Source organism: Kribbella sp. NPDC002412, assembly GCF_053592935.1.
Genome location: NZ_JBSFBL010000030.1, coordinates 1 through 17,189 on the forward strand (window position 1 = coordinate 1; position 17,189 = coordinate 17,189).

20 protein-coding genes, 1 pseudogene and 1 riboswitch are annotated in these 17,189 nt (G+C 68.9%); of the genes and pseudogenes, 8 read left to right on the plus strand and 13 right to left on the minus strand.

Translation table 11 applies throughout. The features are described from left to right. Nucleotides 1-154: 154 nt before the first annotated feature. The 8 genes from ACWCOV_RS23380 to ACWCOV_RS23415 all read right to left on the minus strand — a co-directional run bounded on the left by ACWCOV_RS23380 (nucleotide 155) and on the right by ACWCOV_RS23415 (nucleotide 5,750). Nucleotides 155-511, minus strand: a complete 357-nt coding sequence (locus ACWCOV_RS23380) for a hypothetical protein (RefSeq protein WP_449831416.1) — start codon at nucleotides 509-511, stop codon at nucleotides 155-157. Between the two features lie 15 nt (nucleotides 512-526). Beyond that, a complete protein-coding gene (locus ACWCOV_RS23385) occupies nucleotides 527-1,108 on the minus strand; it encodes a carboxymuconolactone decarboxylase family protein (protein ID WP_449831417.1) in 582 nt (193 codons plus the stop codon). Further along, on the minus strand, nucleotides 1,108-1,401 hold the full coding sequence (locus ACWCOV_RS23390; protein ID WP_449831418.1) for a hypothetical protein: 294 nt from the start codon (nucleotides 1,399-1,401) through the stop codon (nucleotides 1,108-1,110). Before ACWCOV_RS23390 ends, ACWCOV_RS23385 begins: the two co-directional genes overlap by 1 nt. Nucleotides 1,402-1,441: 40 nt before the next feature. Next, nucleotides 1,442-1,909: a hypothetical protein gene (locus ACWCOV_RS23395; protein ID WP_449831419.1), complete on the minus strand. Its 468-nt coding sequence runs from the start codon at nucleotides 1,907-1,909 to the stop codon at nucleotides 1,442-1,444. A gap of 70 nt (nucleotides 1,910-1,979) precedes the next feature. Continuing rightward, nucleotides 1,980-2,471, minus strand: a complete 492-nt coding sequence (locus ACWCOV_RS23400; protein ID WP_449831420.1) for an HAD domain-containing protein — start codon at nucleotides 2,469-2,471, stop codon at nucleotides 1,980-1,982. A 54-nt stretch (nucleotides 2,472-2,525) separates the two neighbouring features. After that, the gene (locus tag ACWCOV_RS23405) at nucleotides 2,526-3,593 is read right to left on the minus strand and encodes a serine hydrolase domain-containing protein (protein ID WP_449831421.1); all 1,068 of its coding nucleotides are present in this window, start codon (nucleotides 3,591-3,593) and stop codon (nucleotides 2,526-2,528) included. Nucleotides 3,594-3,739: 146 nt separating this feature from the next. Further along, complete coding sequence (locus ACWCOV_RS23410) at nucleotides 3,740-4,222, minus strand: hypothetical protein (protein WP_449831422.1); 483 nt, start codon at nucleotides 4,220-4,222, stop codon at nucleotides 3,740-3,742. Between the two features lie 103 nt (nucleotides 4,223-4,325). Beyond that, the gene (locus tag ACWCOV_RS23415) at nucleotides 4,326-5,750 is read right to left on the minus strand and encodes an MFS transporter (protein WP_449831423.1); all 1,425 of its coding nucleotides are present in this window, start codon (nucleotides 5,748-5,750) and stop codon (nucleotides 4,326-4,328) included. 91 nt (nucleotides 5,751-5,841) lie between these two features. On the opposite strand from ACWCOV_RS23415, the gene ACWCOV_RS23420 reads away from it, so the two are divergent. The 3 genes and pseudogenes from ACWCOV_RS23420 to ACWCOV_RS23430 all read left to right on the plus strand — a co-directional run. Further along, the gene (locus ACWCOV_RS23420; protein ID WP_449831424.1) at nucleotides 5,842-6,513 is read left to right on the plus strand and encodes a TetR/AcrR family transcriptional regulator; all 672 of its coding nucleotides are present in this window, start codon (nucleotides 5,842-5,844) and stop codon (nucleotides 6,511-6,513) included. A 1-nt stretch (nucleotide 6,514) separates the two neighbouring features. After that, nucleotides 6,515-7,108, plus strand: a complete 594-nt coding sequence (locus ACWCOV_RS23425) for a GNAT family N-acetyltransferase (protein ID WP_449831425.1) — start codon at nucleotides 6,515-6,517, stop codon at nucleotides 7,106-7,108. Between the two features lie 56 nt (nucleotides 7,109-7,164). Further along, nucleotides 7,165-7,236 (plus strand): annotated as a pseudogene (locus tag ACWCOV_RS23430) (DUF1508 domain-containing protein); the annotation flags it as partial. A 52-nt stretch (nucleotides 7,237-7,288) separates the two neighbouring features. On the opposite strand, the gene ACWCOV_RS23435 reads toward ACWCOV_RS23430, so the two are convergent. After that, nucleotides 7,289-7,651: a YciI family protein gene (locus tag ACWCOV_RS23435; protein WP_449831426.1), complete on the minus strand. Its 363-nt coding sequence runs from the start codon at nucleotides 7,649-7,651 to the stop codon at nucleotides 7,289-7,291. A gap of 112 nt (nucleotides 7,652-7,763) precedes the next feature. On the opposite strand from ACWCOV_RS23435, the gene ACWCOV_RS23440 reads away from it, so the two are divergent. Together ACWCOV_RS23440 and ACWCOV_RS23445 are read left to right on the plus strand one after the other, a co-directional pair. After that, the gene (locus ACWCOV_RS23440; protein ID WP_449831427.1) at nucleotides 7,764-8,723 is read left to right on the plus strand and encodes a pyridoxal-phosphate dependent enzyme; all 960 of its coding nucleotides are present in this window, start codon (nucleotides 7,764-7,766) and stop codon (nucleotides 8,721-8,723) included. A 298-nt stretch (nucleotides 8,724-9,021) separates the two neighbouring features. Continuing rightward, nucleotides 9,022-9,190, plus strand: a riboswitch (cyclic di-AMP (ydaO/yuaA leader). Then, entirely contained in the window at nucleotides 9,190-10,047 is an 858-nt protein-coding gene (locus ACWCOV_RS23445; RefSeq protein ID WP_449831428.1) for a C40 family peptidase, read from the plus strand. (Overlaps the previous riboswitch by 1 nt.) 104 nt (nucleotides 10,048-10,151) lie before the next feature. Here ACWCOV_RS23445 and ACWCOV_RS23450 read toward each other — a convergent pair whose 3' ends face one another. Beyond that, complete coding sequence (locus ACWCOV_RS23450) at nucleotides 10,152-10,808, minus strand: response regulator (RefSeq protein ID WP_449831429.1); 657 nt, start codon at nucleotides 10,806-10,808, stop codon at nucleotides 10,152-10,154. Then, on the minus strand, nucleotides 10,805-12,016 hold the full coding sequence (locus ACWCOV_RS23455; RefSeq protein WP_449831430.1) for a sensor histidine kinase: 1,212 nt from the start codon (nucleotides 12,014-12,016) through the stop codon (nucleotides 10,805-10,807). Before ACWCOV_RS23455 ends, ACWCOV_RS23450 begins: the two co-directional genes overlap by 4 nt. Before the next feature lie 143 nt (nucleotides 12,017-12,159). On the opposite strand from ACWCOV_RS23455, the gene ACWCOV_RS23460 reads away from it, so the two are divergent. From ACWCOV_RS23460 to ACWCOV_RS23470, 3 genes are all read left to right on the plus strand, one after another. Continuing rightward, on the plus strand, nucleotides 12,160-13,047 hold the full coding sequence (locus tag ACWCOV_RS23460; protein WP_449831431.1) for an ABC transporter ATP-binding protein: 888 nt from the start codon (nucleotides 12,160-12,162) through the stop codon (nucleotides 13,045-13,047). A gap of 29 nt (nucleotides 13,048-13,076) precedes the next feature. Then, nucleotides 13,077-13,883, plus strand: coding sequence for an ABC transporter permease (locus ACWCOV_RS23465; RefSeq protein WP_449831432.1), 807 nt, complete (start codon nucleotides 13,077-13,079; stop codon nucleotides 13,881-13,883). A 206-nt stretch (nucleotides 13,884-14,089) separates the two neighbouring features. Beyond that, complete coding sequence (locus ACWCOV_RS23470; protein WP_360524662.1) at nucleotides 14,090-14,275, plus strand: DUF3073 domain-containing protein; 186 nt, start codon at nucleotides 14,090-14,092, stop codon at nucleotides 14,273-14,275. A 166-nt stretch (nucleotides 14,276-14,441) separates the two neighbouring features. Here ACWCOV_RS23470 and purM read toward each other — a convergent pair whose 3' ends face one another. Further along, nucleotides 14,442-15,524 (minus strand): phosphoribosylformylglycinamidine cyclo-ligase, encoded by a 1,083-nt coding sequence (gene purM, locus ACWCOV_RS23475; protein ID WP_449831433.1) that lies wholly within the window; start codon nucleotides 15,522-15,524, stop codon nucleotides 14,442-14,444. A gap of 58 nt (nucleotides 15,525-15,582) precedes the next feature. Continuing rightward, entirely contained in the window at nucleotides 15,583-17,145 is a 1,563-nt protein-coding gene (gene purF / locus ACWCOV_RS23480; RefSeq protein WP_449831434.1) for an amidophosphoribosyltransferase, read from the minus strand. Nucleotides 17,146-17,189 lie beyond the last annotated feature (44 nt).

Consider the following 17,189-nt stretch of genomic DNA (forward strand, 5'->3'; position numbering starts at 1 on the left):
TCCTGCGCACGGTTCTCGACTGTGCCCGGGTGCTCCCGTTCGGCGAGGCGCTCGCCGTGGCCGACGCCGCCCTGGCCAGTCGGCACCTGCACCCTGAGGAGTTGCTAGCCGCGGCGCCTCGGGCACTGGCCTGCAGGAGACGGGCGCCTCTGAGCTATCGCGTCGAGACGCCCATCGTCTCGCGTTCTGCGAGGAACTCGTCGAGTAGGTCGAAGAGGACCGCGATGACCTGCTGTTCCTGGTCGGCGGGCAGATCCCAGTGCTCCCACTCGTCGCCGAGTGCAAGATGGCGGACCTTGCCGTTCCACCCGTGACTGCATTCGCGGCCCATTCTGGCCGCCAGCCAGTCGGTCCAGCCATCCAGGCCCGATCCACCATGGCGGTGCGCATGCGCGTCGTACCCGAACAGGTAGCCCTCAAGGCCGGTAAGCGTCGTTCGGCCGATGAACATCGCAGGCCTCTTGGCCACCTCTGCCCAGTACTCGCGTTCACTCATCCGCATGAGGTCCATTCGCCAATGATCCCGCTAGCGGTAGCCGTGTTTGAGGAGGTATTTGGCTCCGGCTTCGAAGGATGCCGGGGGCAGGATTTCGAAGGCGAAGGCGTCGGATAGGCGGGTGGTGGTGTTGAAGGCGGTGCAGACTGCGAGGGCGTCTGCGACCTGTTGGGGAGAGGTGCCTGTGGCGAGGACTTGGCGCATGTCGTCGGCTGTCACGGTGCCGTGTTGGGTGAGGTGACCGAGCATCTTCAAGGTTGCCCGGAGGGCGGGGGTTATGGGGGCAGAGTCCAGGTCGGTGAGGACGGCTTGGACCAGGGGCGGGTCTTGGTAGGCCTGGGTGGCGGTTGCGGTGTGGGCTCGGGTGCAGAAGGTGGATTGGTTGAGGTTGGAGATGTAGGCGGCCATCAGTTCTCGGTCGGCTACTGACCAGGCTGACGCGCCGCGCATGGCTTCGTGGGTGAAGAGTTTGGCTTTGGTGCCGTAGAAGTCGGGGCGGTAGAAGACCAGTTTGGCGGCGTCGGGGACGGGGTGGCCGGAGAACAGGCGGATGACGGCGAAGAGGAGCTTGGTACGGCGGCGGTAGCCGTGGTTGAGGATGGCGGGTCGCATCAGCCGTCCTCCCCGGTGGCTTCGGCGAGGGCGGCGAGGCCCGCGTCGTACAGGCGGGTGGATTGGCCGACGGCGGCGGCGATGACCAGTTCGAAGAGCTGGTCATCGGTGAGGCCGGTTGCGGCGAAGTCTTCGTCGGTGATCTGGGTCGGTCTGGTGGCGACTTTGTCGATCAGCGGGTGCCTGGGTTCGGCATTGTCGAACGCGCGGGCTCGCTGGTCGGCGGGCGCCGTACCGGGGCCGTTCAGGATCTGGTTCACCAGGGCTTGATGCGCAGCTCGCTTCTCGTCCATCACAGTCACTATGACGCACGCGACCGGGCGAGATGTGACATCAGGTGCGCGGCGGCTCCTCGACGAAGGGGATCTTGCTGACGCTCTCCTGGTACTGCTCGACCGCGTCCTCGACCGAGAGGTGGCCGAACTGGAGCGAGGTCAGCACGCCTTCGAGCTCGGTGTTGCAGACCTCGGCTGCCGTGACGCGCGCGGCGAGGTCCTGGGACTTGCTCAGGTTGCTCGAGATGACCGAGATCAACGAGACGATCAGTGCGGCCAGACACAGCGGCTGCCAGACGGCCGCGGAGGTGTCGAGGGACAGGTCTTCCTTGACTCGCTCTGTGAATTGCACGCCGGTCAGAGCCGGGCCGGCCACGAAGGCCGCGGCCAGGGCGCTGCTGACGATGCTGATGTTGGTCAGCCGGTTGCGGCGCGGCCGGACGTCGCGCAGAAACGCCGCGATGCCGGCCCGCCGGGTTTCGATCCGCGCCCGCAACTCCGCGCGGACGTCGATGTCTTCAGCCATGGTCCTCCTCCTGCCACTTGCCATGCCGACAAGACGCGCGACGCGGAGGATAAATACCGCTTACGGGAACTCAACCGGTTGCCAGGAACGCGTGGAGGGTGCCGAAATCCGCGTCGGTGAGGCCGCGCTGGGGATCGACGGCGTGCAGCAGGGCTTGGCCTTGGTGGTGGTTGCGCACCCAGGCCTGGTCTGTGGCGGTGATCTCGTCGTCGATCCAGATGAACGTCCGACCGGCGGCGCGGTCGACCAGCGCGCGAGTCTTCCAGTGGAGACCTGCGCGCTCGTCCTGCTCGTCCTGGTCGGACGGCTCCGGCCAGGTCATCACCGGCAACTCCGGGAAACCCAGCCAGGGGGAGATGCAGTCGTTTGCGTCGTTCATCCAGGTGGTGGCCCAGATCAGCTCGCATCCGAGGGCCAGCAACCGGGGGCCGTGCGCTGGGTTGATCCGTTCCACGAGGGGATTGGATCCGGCGCTCAGCGCCGTACTTGCCGGTCGGTAGGTCGGATAGCTCTTCGCGCCGAAGGGGATGAGCGGGCCGTCGACATCGAGGAACAACAGCACTCCAGCACGATAGCGATGAGGCCCCACCAGCGGGATTGGTGGGGCCTCAGAGGATCAGCTGCAGAAGGCGGTGTTGAGGAAGTTGTTGATGGTGTCGTCGGGGTCGTTGCCGTTGAAGTTGGGGGTTACTACGACGGTGGCCTGGTGGTGGGTGTTTTCGGTGGAGAAGGACCAGGACTGGTAGGTGAGGGAGTCGCCGTCGTTGCCGTAGACGCGGGTTCCGCAGGAGGTGTCGCGCCAGGCCAGGCCCAGGCCGTAGTTGCGGCCGGGGACGGCTGGGGTTTTCATCTCGGCCAGGAGGTACGGCGGTAGCAGGTCGCCGTCCAGCAGGGCGGCGAAGAAGTGGTTGAGGTCGGCCGCGGTGGAGATCAGCTCGCCGCCGGCGCCGAAGATCGACGGGTTCATCTCGGTGTAGTCGAGGAGGCCCTCGCCGGTGGGGACGTAGCCGTGCGGGTGCGGCCGCCGGATCCACGGCGACGTACCGGGCAGCTCGGTGCCGTGCAGCCCCAGCGGCACGATGATGCGGCGCTCGATCTCGTCGGCGTACGACGCTCCGGTCACCTTCTCGATGACCATGCCGAGCAAGGTGTAGTTGGTGTTCGAGTAGTCGAAGACCTTCCCCGGCTCCTTCGACGTCGGCGGTTTCGCCAGCGCCCGCTCGACCATCTCCTCGGCCGTCCAGGTCCGCCACCGGCTGTCGAGGATCTCCTGCATCGTCAGGGTGTCCTTGAAGTCGTACAGCGTGCTGGTGTGGTTGAGCAGGTAGCGCAGCTTGATGTTCTCACCGTTCGGGACAACCCCGGGCAGCCACTTCTCCACCGGGTCGTCCAACCGCAGCTCGCCCTCATCCACCAGCTGCAGTACGACGGTTGCCACAAACGTCTTCGTGATGCTGCCGGCCCGGAACTGACCGCGGACCGGGACCTTCCGCGTCGTACCGACCTCGGCGACTCCGCTGGTCCCACGCCACACGCGATGCCCGTCGCGCACCTCCGCCAGCGCGCCCACCCCACTGGCAGCCACGACGGTGTCCAACTGTCTTTGCAGTTCGGTGCGATCCGGTGGTGCGGCAACGGCGGCCACTGGAGCCGCCATCACCGCCGACACCGTCGTCGCAGCCACCAATACTTGCAGCGCTCGCCGCATACCAAGCCCTCCCTGTCAGCAATTGACTACAGGGCAAGCCTCGCGAAGTCGGGACCGCGGCAGATCCGGGAACACCCTCCGTTCTCCCCCAAAGCCGTATGGGGGTAGACGGCAACAAACCGTCAGGCTTCGATCCGGCGGCCCTCGAACGAACCGGTATCGGTCGAGGGATCCTCGCCCGGGGCGAACAGCGTGAAGGTGAAGGTGCCGCGGATCCGGTTGCCCTTCACCTCACCCCGAAGCCGCAGCCGGGCGGTGGGTCCGGTGGATCCCGGTCCGCTGTCGCCGGGGAATCCGGACCACAGCGTCGCGCGCCACTTGCTTCCGTTCTGCGCCCAGGACCCGGTGAACGGTGGTCCTGCCGGGCTGATGTCGTGCGTGATCGCGACTCCGCCCTCAGCGAAGCTGCCGACCGAGACGAGCCTGCCTCCTTGTGGGCCGCCGGCTGCCACGTTGACCAGCCAGCTCCCTGCCAGTCGCTTGGATCCGCCGCTCGCAGCGGCCGGTTGCGTTGCCAGCGCCCCCACCCCGACAACCACGGCTCCACCGGCAGCTGCGCCGGCTCCGTGCAACAGCCGTCGGCGATCGATCGCGTTCGCTTCCATGACTCCCCCTTGTGATGCTGACCTCCCATTGAATCCACCATGCGCCGCGCCATGGAGGCCCACAACCCCATAGGAACCCGCATCACCAACGGGCAGTGCACGACTACGCCGCGGCAGCGGCCTCGGTCAGCTCTTCGGAGGTCGGCTGCAGTTGCGGAGAAGCCAGTGTCAGAAGGACGTTGGCCAAGGCAAACACTGCAGCCGCCAGCAGTCCACGTTCGTAGCCCGCTACCAGGGCTTGTTGCTGGGTGGCACCGTGCGTGAGTTCCTGCGTGGTGTGGGTGATGGACAGCGTGGTGACGATCGCCAAACCGAGCGCACCGCCTACCTGGTACATCGCGTTGACCACACCGGACGCCGCACCAGCCTCGGCCGGCCGCACCTCGGAGACAGCGGTGATCTGACCAGGTACGCCGACACCGAGGATGCCGAAGCCGAAAATCACCAACCCAGGCAGGAGTTCTGAGGAATAGCTACCAGTCGCATCAGCCTGCGACAGCAGCAGCAACCCGGCAACGCTCAACACTGCGCCGGTGAGCTGCACGGTGCGAGTGCCAACACGCTGCACCAGCTGCGACGCCAGTACGGCGCCGACGATCGCCGCACCGCCCATGGGGAGGAAGTGCACGCCCGCCTCGAGCGCACTGTCCCCACGCACCTGCTGCAAGTAGATGGCAGTCAGGAAGAACATCGACAAGAACGCAGCCCCGTTCAGTGCAAGCGATCCGCCCGACACACTCAACGCACGCGACCGGAACAGCCGCAGCGGCACCAGCGGAGCAGCAGACCGCGTCTCCACCAGTACGAAGGCCAGCAGCAACACCACTCCAGCAGTCAGTACGCCGACCACCTCGAACGATCCCCATCCGGACGGCTCCGACCGCACCACGCCGTACACGACCGCCAGCAAGCCCGTCGTGGCAAGCACAGCGCCCAAGGTGTCGAACGTACGGCGACCAACCGCGTGCCGCACGTCGCGCACGAACACCGGGATCACCGCGACGAGCGCAACCACGATCGGCACGTTGACGAAGAAGATCCACTGCCAGCTGAGCGAGTCGACCAGTACGCCGCCCGCCACAACGCCGAGCGTGCCACCAAGACCCGCAAGACCACCCCACACACCCATCGCGATGTTGCGCTCGCGCCCGTGCGCGAACGTCACCGTGAGAATCGCCAGCGCGGCCGGTGACAGCAGCGCCCCACCAAGACCCTGTACGGCGCGTGCGGCGATCAGGAACTCGGGTGAGCTCGACAACCCCGCGACCAGCGAGGTGGCGCCGAACAGGAGCAACCCGGCGACGAACACCCGGCGCGGCCCGAGCAGGTCGGCCATCCGGCCGCCCAGCAGCAGGAAGCCGCCGAACAGCAGCGTGTAGGCGTTGATCACCCATTGCAGGGAGTCGGCGGAGAAGTTCAGGTCCGCCTGGATGTGCGGCAGCGCGACGTTCACGATCGTCACGTCCAGCACCACGATGAACTGCGCGAGGGCCAGCACCGCCAGGGTGGCCCAGGGACTGCGTCGCATGACTACCTCACTCGAGAATTCAGTCTACGTTGTATGTATACGCTGTATGCGTACGCAGTACACGCTAGGTCTACGGTGTAAACTTGTCAACGTGATCAGCAAAGAACCCGCCCGCAGGCTGGACCCGGACAAGGTCGTGGACAGCGCGCTCGCGATCGCGGACGACGAGGGTCCGGCCGCCGTCACGCTCCGCCGGCTGGCCGGTCAGCACGAGGTCACGCCGATGGCGCTGTACCGGCACTTCAAGGACAAGGACGACCTGCTCGCCGCGCTCGGCGACCGGCTGCTGGCGGACGTCGTGCTGCCGGAGCCGTCCGACGAGCCGTGGGACCGTCAGCTGCACGCCGTGCTGACGGCGTTCGTCACCGCGCTGCGAGGGCACCCGCGGCTCGCGGATCTCACCCTGACCCGCATCCTGGTGGCCGAGCCGGGGCTGGTGATGGCCGAGCGGACGATGGAGCTGCTCACCGCGGGTGGGTTCTCGGTCGACGACGCGGCCGAGGTCGGCCGGCAGTCGATCTGCTCCCTGATCACGCTCGTCACCAACGACCCGATCGCGCGGGAGGCGAGCGACCCGATCACCCGTGAGGATTCGTTGCGGCGGAAGCGTGCATCGCTGGCCTCGCTGCCCCCACGCAAGTACCCGCTCGTCACGTCCGCCGCGGACACCCTGGTGTGCCCGACCTCGACGGACCGGTACTACGAGCTCGGCATCGACCTGGTCGTCGCGGGCATCCGCGGCGTACTGAACGAGGAGAAGTAGCTTGGCACTCAGCGTCCTGACCTACCTGGAGCAGCACAGCCCGGACGAGATCGTGCCGGCGAAGGAACAGCCGATCGAGATCCGGCGGGTCGAGGAGGTCTCCCCGGAGTTCGCCCGCTACCTCTACACCGCGGTCGGTGGTCACTGGCACTGGATCGGCAAGCTCGGCTGGAACTGGGACCAGTGGACGGACTGGCTGAGCCGGCCCGGGTTCGAGACGTACGTGCCGTGGGTCGACGGCGTTCCGGCCGGGTACGTCGCCCTTCGCGGCGTCGGCAGCGAGGTCGAGATCGAGAATTTCGGGCTGCTGAAGGGCTTCATCGGCCGCGGCATCGGCGGCCACCTGCTGACTGTCGGCCTGCAGATGGCCTGGACGCTCGACGAGCGGCACGAAGGCGTCGATCCGATCACCCGGGTCTGGGTGAACACCAACACGCTCGACGGACCGGCGGCGCTGGTCAACTACCAGGCCCGCGGCCTCAAGCCGTACAAGACGGTGGAAGAGGAACGCCCCGACGCCGACGGACCGGCCCCCGGTCCCTGGCCCGGCTGGTCCGGCCCACCCGGCGTGGTGCGTGAGGTCCCGGCAGGCTGACGGGACTACGCTCCGAAACGGCGTGAACACAAAACGGCTGGAGGTAGGGCGAGGCCGTCGCGCTGAACGGGATCGAGTCGATCAAGAGGAGCGCCGCCGACGCCAACGTCGACGACCAGACGGACTGAAAAGCGCAATAGCAAAAGGGGTCTCGCCGCGAGCGCGGCGAGACCCTTTTGCTCAGAGACCGGACTCGAACACCACGCCGCGGACCTCGACGCCGAGGCCCTCGATCGCGGCGTCCGGGATCATCGCGGCCAGCTCGTACGCGCGTTCCGCCGAGGCGACGTCGACGATGTAGTAGCCGCCCAGGAACTCCTTCGCCTCCACGAACGGCCCGTCGGTCACCGCCGGAACCCCGTCGCGGACCTTGACCACGGCGGACTTGGCCGGCTCGGTGAGCGCGACCGTGCTGTGGAACTCGCCCGAGTCCTTGATTGTCGCCATGAACTTCTCGTGCCCGGCGCCGATCGCGGCCTGCTCCTCCTCGGTCAGCGCGGCCAGCACGTCGGCGTTGATGTTCAGCACCAGCAGATACTTCACGGTGTCTCCTTCATCCACGGCCCTCGGTCGGAGAGCCTCTCGCCCATCAGTACGGAGCCGGTCGCGCCATCTTGACATCGGTTTTCGCAGCAGAGCAGATAGCGTCGGCCGCATGACCGAACTGAGTCTCACAGACGTCCGGTCCGCCGCCGACCGGATCGCCGGGATCGCCCACCGCACGCCGGTCCTGACCTCGCGAACCCTGGACGAGCGAGTGGGCGCGCGGGTCTTCCTCAAGGCGGAGAACCTGCAGCGCATCGGCGCCTTCAAGTTCCGCGGCGCCTACAACGCGGTCAGCCGCCTGACCCCGGAGGAGCTCCGGTACGGCGTCGCGGCGTACTCGTCCGGGAATCACGCCCAGGCCGTGGCGCTGGCGGCGCAGATCGCCGGGACGAAGGCGGTCATCCTGATGCCGGCAGACGCCCCGCCGACGAAGGTCGCGGCCACCCGCGGGTACGGCGCTGAGGTCGTCACGTACGACCGGTACGCGCAGGACCGGGCGGCACTGGCGAAGGAGCTGGCGTCCGAGCGGGGGCTCACGCTCATTCCGCCGTACGACCACTACGACGTGATGGCGGGACAAGGGACCGTCGCTCTGGAGCTGATCGAGGAGACCGGGCCCTTGGGCGCGCTGCTCGTGCCGGTCGGTGGCGGCGGATTGATGGCCGGCTGCGCGACGGCCGCAACCGCCTTGGCGCCCGGGATCCGGATGATCGGCGTCGAGCCGGCCGCCGGGGACGACCACGCCCGGTCGCTGGCGGCGGGCGAACGGGTGGAGATCGACGTGCCGCGGACGATCGCGGACGGGCAGGCGATCTCGACGCCGGGCGAGCTGACGTTCGCGGTGAACCGGCGGCTGGTGGACAGCTTCGAACTCGTCACCGACGACGAGATCGTGGCCGCGATGGCGTTCGCGTTCGAGCGGCTGAAGATCGTGCTCGAGCCGAGCGGCGCGAGTGCGCTCGCGGCGCTGCTGGGCGGGCGGATCCAGCCGCTGCCGGAGCGCGTCGGAGTGGTGCTGTCAGGCGGGAACGTCGGCCTGGACCGGTTCGTGGCGCTGCTCGGGAACTAGCTGAATTCGCAAGCACCTGAGGGTGCCCTGAGTACGCACTGTGCCCGTTGTCACAGAAAGCGACCAGCGACTGTGACCGAGATCACATGAGAGCGCTCATTTGCCCTCTGAGCCCCGCTGAGACGCGCTCAGGACACCTGGTGTTCACCCTCGATTCCTGATCCGTCAGAGAGGCCCTCAGGGCCTTTCTGGAGGCTCCCTGTGGATTCGAGGGTTTGCGTCGTGATCATTCTGTTATACAGTCGTCGGCGGTTCGGTAAACAACACGAACCGCACCTGTGTCAACGCCGAGCCCTGCCAGGCACAGTTGCTCCCCTCGAACAACCAAGGCAGGGGTGGGGGACCCAGGAGGTTGGGTCTCGACCGTGAGTGGTCGGAACCCTGGGGTGAAGTCCGCGGGAGCGGACCGGGCGATGAATCCCAGCCCGAACCCGACAGCTAACTCCGCAGGCGTCGGGAGACAACCATGCCCGTCACTGCCCGACGGACGTCGCTTTCGCGCGCCGTCAGTCAGACCAGCGAGGTCAGTACCCGGCCCACCGGCCGCACCCTCGCGAAGCACCGCAAGCCCACCAAGCCCGCAAGCCCTCGGGCCGCGGCCGCCGTCCTCACGGTGGGCCTCACGGTCGGCGGTGGAGCCGCCATCACTCTCGCCGCCCCTCCGGCCACCGCTTCGGCGGCCACCACCTCCGCCACCGCCACCGCCACCCCGCGTGGGTACTGGAGCATCCCGAGTCGGCCGCTGCTCCGGTTCCGCGACAAGGGCCCGACCGTCAAGTACGTGCAGAAGGCCCTGCACCTCGGCCCGGACGGCTACTACGGTGCCAGCACCATCCGGGTCCTGAAGAAGTACCAGGCATCCTGGGGTCTCAAGGTCACTGGTACAACGACCCGGGCGACCTGGAGCCGGCTGACCTGGACCGCCAAGCGCGGACTGCTCTACGGTCCCTACGGCAAGAGCAGCGGGACCACCACCTTCCGCGCGAAGGTGCTGCGCGAGGCGGCGAAGCTGAAGGGCACGCCGTACCGCTACGGCGGCACGACCCCGCGCGGCTTCGACTGCTCCGGCTACACCGGCTACGTGTACAAGAAGGCCGGCAAGAAGCTGCCCCGCACGTCGCGTGCGCAGTACAGCGCGACCAAGCACATCAGCCGCTCCACGGCCAAGCCGGGTGACCTGGTGTTCTTCAAGAGCGGTGGCGGCGGCGTGTACCACGTCGGCATCTACGCCGGCGGCAACATGCTGTGGCACTCCTCGAAGCCGGGTGTCCCGGTCCGGAAGGCCAAGATCTGGACCAAGAGCGTGGCCTTCGGCCGCGTCTGATCCAGTCCCGTCAGCGTTTCCCCTCCCCCAGGATCGCTGACCTGAAACCGGTCGCGGGCCGTCGTCCCCCACCCCTCCGACGGCCCCGACCGGTTTCCTTTGCGCTAGTCGTCCAGCAGTCCCGCGTCGTGGGCGAGGATCGCGACCTGGACGCGGTTGGTGGCGTCCAGCTTCACCAGCACGCGGGACACGTGCGCCTTCACCGTCGCCTCGCTCATGTACAGCGTCTTGCCGATGTCGGCGTTCGACAGCCCGCGCCCGACCGCGGCCAGCACCTCGCGCTCCCGGTCGGTGAGTACGACGATCCGCTCCCGCGCCTGCCGCTGCCGGTCCGAGCGCGAGTCCGCCGCGAAGTGCCCGATCAGCCGCCGTGTCACCGCCGGCGACAACATCGCGTCCCCGGCCGCGACCACCTTCACCGCCTGCACCAGCTCCCGCGGTGGCGTGTCCTTCAGCAGGAACCCGCTCGCCCCGGCCTGCAGCGCCCGGAACACGTAGTCGTCCAGGTCGAACGTCGTCAGGACGACGACCTTCGGCGGATCCGGCAGCGCCTGCACCTCCCGGGTCGCCGCCAGCCCGTCCAGGCGCGGCATCCGGATGTCCATCAGGACGACGTCCGGCCGGTGCTTCACCACCATCGCCGCCGCGTCGGCGCCGTCCTCGGCCTCGGCGACCACCTCGAGGTCGTCGTCCGACTCGAGGATCATCTTCAGCCCGGCCCGGACCAGCGCCTCGTCGTCCACGATCAGCAGCCGCGTCATCGTTCCCCTTCGTCCACACGCGAGTCGATACCCGAGTCCAGGCCCGGCTCGACGTTGTCCCGGCCGTCCGGCCAGGGCAGCCAGGCGTCCACCTCCCAGCCGCCGTCCTGCGTCGGCCCGGTCGACAGCCGACCGCCGACCAGTTGCACCCGCTCGCGAAGGCCGACGAGACCCGCGCCGGAGCCTGGGAGCAGTGAACCAGCAGCGACGGGCCGCACATTCGTCACCCGCACCCGGACGCCGTCTCCCCGGCTGCCATGGACGACGACCTCGGTCGAGGCTCCGCGAGCGTGCTTGTGCACGTTGGTCAGCGACTCCTGCACCACGCGATAGATCGTCCGCCCCACCGACGTCGGTACGTCGTCCGGCAGCAGGAACTCGCCCGTCACACTCACCCCGGCACTACGGGACGCCTGCACCAGCCGGTCCAGGTCCGACGCCCGCGGCACGGGAGCCAGATCGGCCCCGTCGACGCTCAGGTCCGACCGCAGTACGCCGAGAACCTCGCGCAGGTCCTCCATCGCCTGCCGGGCGGTCTCCCGGATCAGCCGGGCCGAGTCCTCCACCTTCTCCGGGCCGACCGCCGGATTCACCTCGAGCCCGCCGGCGTGCAGCGCGATCAGCGACACCTTGTGCGCGAGCACGTCGTGCATCTCCTGGGCGATCCGGGCGCGTTCGCCCAGCCGGGCCTGCTCACCGCGCAACTCGCGCTCCGCCTCGGCCCGCTCGGCGCGGTCCCGCAGCGACACCATCAGGTCCCGGCGCGCACCGACGTACGCGCCGATCGCGATCCAGGTCCCGATCAGGAACGGCGCGGTGAACACCGCGACCCAGAGCTCGCCGTCGCCGGAGGCCGTGTTGGCGACGTAGGCGACGTACGACGCGAGGCCCAGGATGACGAGGACCAGGTCGCGGCGGCGGATCGCGAGGGTCAGCAGGGCCAGGCCCATCGGGACGAAGATCCCCGCGGTCAGCATCGCGAGCACCGTGACCGCGGTGACGGTCGCCGGGAACCGCCGGCGCCAGAACAGGACGACGGAGGCGATCACGCCGGCGCCGAGGACGAACCAGTCCTTGACTCCCCAGCCGCCTCCGCCGGACGCGGCCTGGGCGACCACGGTGAGCAGGCTGAAGCCGACGTACAGGACGTCGCGCAGGCGCGCGGAATGCCTGACCCACCAGGCGTACCACCGGCGCAACCGTCGCATTCTGTCAGCGTAGTTGCGGGGCAAGGGTGTTCTCGTCACCCGTTCGGGTGGGTTCAGGGTCGTTCCCCGACGACTTTCGTAGGGGGTGGCCGCAGCCGCTCGTCCGATGTGCGACCGGGGTCGCGAACGGTTGACTCGTTGCCATGATCACCGTCGAGAACCTGACCAAGCGGTACGGCAGCACCACGGCCGTCCAGGACGTCTCCTTCACTGTCCAGCCGGGCAGCATCACCGGCTTCCTCGGCCCGAACGGGGCCGGCAAGTCCACCACGCTGCGGATGCTCACCGGGCTCACCCCGCCGACCTCCGGCACCGCGACCATCACCGGCAAGCGGTACGTCGACCTGCCCAACCCCGGCCGGGTCGTCGGGGTCATGCTCGACGCCGCGGCCCAGCACCCGGGCAGGACCGGACGGGAGACGCTCCTGCTCAACGCGAGCCTGCTCGGAGTCCCGAAGTCCCGGGTGGACGAGATGCTCGAGGCTGTCGGCCTCAGCCACGCCGCCAAGCGCCGGGTCGGGCAGTACTCGCTGGGGATGCGGCAGCGGCTCGGGATCGCGAGCGCGCTACTCGGCGACCCCGCCGTACTGATCCTGGACGAGCCCGCCAACGGCATGGACCCGGAGGGCATCCGGTGGATGCGCGGGCTGCTGCAGGACTTCGCGTCTCGCGGCGGCACGGTGATCCTGTCCAGCCACCTGCTGGGCGAGGTCCAGGCGACGGTCGACCGGCTGGTCGTCATCGGCGGCGGCCGGATCGTCGCCGACGGCTCGCTGGAGGAGCTGCTGGCCGGGAGCGGCACGCTCGTCCGCGGTCTCGACCCGATCGGTCTGAACCAGGCCCTGACCGCGGCCGGGCTGCGTCCCGAGCCGCTCACCGACGGCGCGCTCCGCGTCGACGCTACCGCCGAGCAGGTCGGCCGGGCCGCCGCGGCCGCCGGCCAGATCCTGCTCGAACTCCGCCAGAGCGACGGCGCCGGCCTGGAGGACCTGTTCTTCCAGCTGACCACGCCCGTCGCCGAAGCCGCCTGACCACACCTACTCTTCTGGAGCTCATAGCCATGACCACTCTGACCGAAGCCGCTCCGCCGGCCCCGGCCAAGCACCTGGCCGAGGTGGCGACCGCGCTGCCGCCGGCCCGCGGCCAGTCCTTCCTCAAGCTCGTCGCCATCGAGCTGCGCAAATCCGTGAACACCCGCAGCGGCCGGGTCCTGATCGCCGCCGTCCTGCTGCTCGCCGTCGTCGCGATCGGCTGGCAGCTCACCCACCTGCCGCAGGGGCCTGCCGGGTTCGACGGCTTCCTCGGCGCCGCGTCCAGCGGTGTGATGCTGATCCTGCCGGTCATCGGCGTGATGGCGATGACGAGCGAGTGGACCCAGCGGACCGCGCTGACCACGTTCACGCTGTCACCGCGCCGGATCCGGGTCCAGCTGGCCAAGTTCGTCTCCGCGATCGTGCTGAGCGTCGTGGTGATGACCGGCGTCGTCGCCCTCGCCCTGGCCGGTACGGCGCTGGCCGGAGCGGTCACCGACCACACGACGTCGTACACCGACCTCGGCGGGCAGCTGGCCGGGGCCTACCTGACCGTCGCGCTCAACGTGGTGATGGGCGCCGCCTTCGGCGCGGTGATCGCCCAGACCGCGGTCGCGATCCTGGTCTACTTCATCGCCCCGACCGCCTGGTCGCTGGCCGGTCCGGCGCTGTTCAAGGACAACGCGAACTGGCTCGACGTGTTCGGCGCCTTCGGCCGGATCATCGAGCGGAACCTGAACGGGATGCTGCCCGAGACGCTCACCGCGATCGGGATCTGGATCGTGCTGCCGACCATCGTGGGACTGTGGGCAAGCTCACGTCGCGAGGTCAAGTAACCGGGGCTCGACGCGGTGGGGTGGGCCGGTTTCGAGGGGACCGGCCCACCCCACCGACCGCGTGATCGGACCTCTCGGGGTCCAGCCAGGGGGCCGGTGCGTGTGTCGATCCCGTGCTCCGGGTATCCTAGAAACACGATTACTGACGACTGATCCGTGGGCGCCACGCTGCGTACCCGGTTGACTTGTGCGAGGGGGTCGACGCTATGGGGCGCGGCCGTGCAAAGGCCAAGCAGACGAAGGTCGCTCGCGACCTGAAGTACCGCACCTGGGACACCGACTTGGACCAGCTCAAGCGAGAGCTGTCCGGTGACCAGGGGAGCGACCGTTCTGCCAACGGCGAGAACGACGGCGACGACTACGACGCCGACGACTACCACCCCCGTCGGTAAGCAACAGCTCGGCTGACCTGCTCAGCGCCCTCGCGGGTAGCTGAGCAGTTAGTCGCGCGTCCGACGAGCTCCACCACACCAGCAGTAGCCGGAGCGGTCCCGCCTGCTCGAAAGCAGCGCCGGCGGGACCTTCTCGGTGCCTCGGGTCAGCCGCTCGGCGGCCGGCCTACTTGGCGTACACGCCTTCCAGCGTGACGGTTCCGCCCGGAGTCGGGCCGACCTCGCCGCACACCCACGCCGGGATGTCGCGCGCCGCCAGCGCCGCGATCGCCTGGTCTGCCACCGACGGATCCAGTACGGCGACCATCCCCGCCCCCATGTTGAGCGTCTTCTCGAGCTCGGGCAGGGCCACGTCGCCCAGCAGCCCGACCAGCCCGAAGATCGGGTCCGGCGTCCAGGTCGACCGGTCGATCCGGACCGACAGCTCGTCCGGGATGACGCGGGCCAGGTTCGCCGCGAACCCGCCGCCGGTGATGTGCGACATCGCGTGCAGCGGCTTCGCGTCACCCTCGAACTCGCCGTTCAGCTCCTGGATCAGCTCCAGGCAGTGCTTGGCGTAGACCCGGGTCGGGGTCAGCAGCACCTCACCCAGCGTGGTCCCCAGCTCCGGCACCTCGCGGTCCAGCGTCCAGCGAGCCCGCTGGAAGAACACGTGCCGGACCAGGGAGTACCCGTTCGAGTGCAGGCCCGAGGACCCCATCGCCACAACCACGTCCCCGGCGCGCACCCGCTCCGCGCCCAGCACCTCGTCGGCCTCGACCACGCCGGTCGATGCGCCGGCGACGTCGTACTCGTCCGGCTCCAGCAGGCCCGGGTGCTCGGCGGTCTCGCCGCCGACCAGCGCCGTACCGGCCTCGACGCAGGCTTCGGCGATGCCCTTCACGATCTGCGCGATCGTCTCCGGGACCACCTTGCCGGTGCAGATGTAGTCGGTCATGAACAGCGGCTCGGCGCCGCACACGACCAGGTCGTCGACGACCATGCCGACCAGGTCGAACCCGATCGTGTCGTGCTTGTCCAGCTGCTGCGCGATCGCGACCTTGGTCCCGATCCCGTCGGTCGAGGTCGCCAGCAGCGGCCGCCGGTACGACGTCAGCGCGGTGGCGTCGAACAGCCCGGCGAACCCGCCGAGCCCGCCGACCACCTCGGGGCGGGTCGCCTTCGCCACCCATTCCTTCATCAGCTCGACGGCCCGGTCCCCGGCCTCGATGTCGACTCCGGCGGCAGCGTAGCTCGCCCCTTCACTCACGGTTCTTCTCCTCGGTACGACGTACGCCCGCTACGGACGGCCCTTTACGGACGGCCGATCACGGACGGCTGAGTGCGTCGGCGGCGCCGGCGCCACCGGAAACTGTGGCCAGGCCGTCGATGTCGGTGGCCACCGGCAGCTCCAGCAGGTGCTTGCCGAGCTGCTCCGGGTCCGGCAGCTCGACCGGGTACACCCCGTCGAAGCAGGCGCGGCAGAGCCGCTCCTTCGGCACCGTGGTGGACTCGACCAGCGCGTCCAGGCTGATGTAGCCGAGCGAGTCGGCGCCCAGCGAGCGGCAGATCTCCTCGGTGTTCAGGCCGTTCGCGATCAGCTCGGCGCGGCTGGCGAAGTCGATGCCGTAGAAGCACGGCCACTTCACCGGCGGCGCCGTGATCCGGACGTGGATCTCCTTGGCGCCGGCCTCGCGCAGCATCCGGATCACCGCACGCTGGGTGTTGCCGCGGACGATGGTGTCGTCGACCACGACCAGCCGCTTGCCCTCGATCACCTCGCGCAGCGGATTCAGCTTGAGCCGGATGCCGAGCTGGCGGATGGTCTGGCTGGGCTGGATGAAGGTGCGGCCGACGTACGCGTTCTTGACCAGGCCCGATCCGTACGGGATGCCGGACTCCTCGGCGTACCCGATCGCGCCCGGTACGCCGGACTCCGGGGTGGCGATGACAAGGTCGGCCTCGGCCGGGTGCTCGCGGGCCAGCCGGCGGCCGATCTCCACCCGGGTGGAGTGGATCCGCTGGCCGGAGATCTGGGTGTCCGGGCGGGCCAGGTAGACGAACTCGAACAGGCAGCCCTTCGGGTCCGCCGCGGCGAACCGGGTCGAACGCAGCCCCTCGGCGTCGATCGCGACGATCTCGCCGGGCTCGATCTCCCGGATGAAGGAGGCGCCGACGATGTCCAGGGCGGCGGTCTCGCTGGCGACCACCCAGCCGCGCTCCAGCCGGCCCAGCACCAGCGGGCGGATGCCCTGCGGGTCGCGGGCGGCGTACAGCGTGTTCTCGTCCATGAAGACCAGGCTGAAGGCGCCCTTCACCTTCGGCAGGATCTTGGCCGCCGCCTGCTCGATGGTGAGGTCCGGGTACCCGGCCAGCATCGAGGTCAGGATGTCGGTGTCGGAGGAGGCGCTGTGCTTGGCGTTCGCCTTCGCGTGCTCGACCTCGACGTCCAGGCCGAGATCGAGGTCACCGCCGCCGTTCAGGCTGGCCGCCAGCTCACCGGTGTTGGTGAGGTTGCCGTTGTGACCGAGAGCGATCGACCCGGTCGCGGTGGACCGGAACGTCGGCTGTGCGTTCGCCCACACGCTCGACCCGGTGGTCGAGTACCGGCAGTGGCCGATCGCGATGTGCCCCCGCAGTGAGGCCAGGGTCGCCTCGTCGAACGCCTGGCTGACCAGTCCCATGTCCTTGTAGACGAGGATCTGGCTGCCGTTGCTGACTGCTATGCCAGCCGACTCCTGCCCGCGGTGCTGCAGAGCGTAGAGCCCGAAATAGGTGAGTTTGGCGACCTCTTCCCCCGGCGCCCAAACCCCGAAGACGCCACACGCGTCCTGCGGGCCAAGGTCCTGCGGGTCCAGGTCATGAGTGAGCCGACCATCGCCACGAGCCACGCCAGCAGTCTACGGGACGCGGACCGGCCCTCCGGCCACCACCG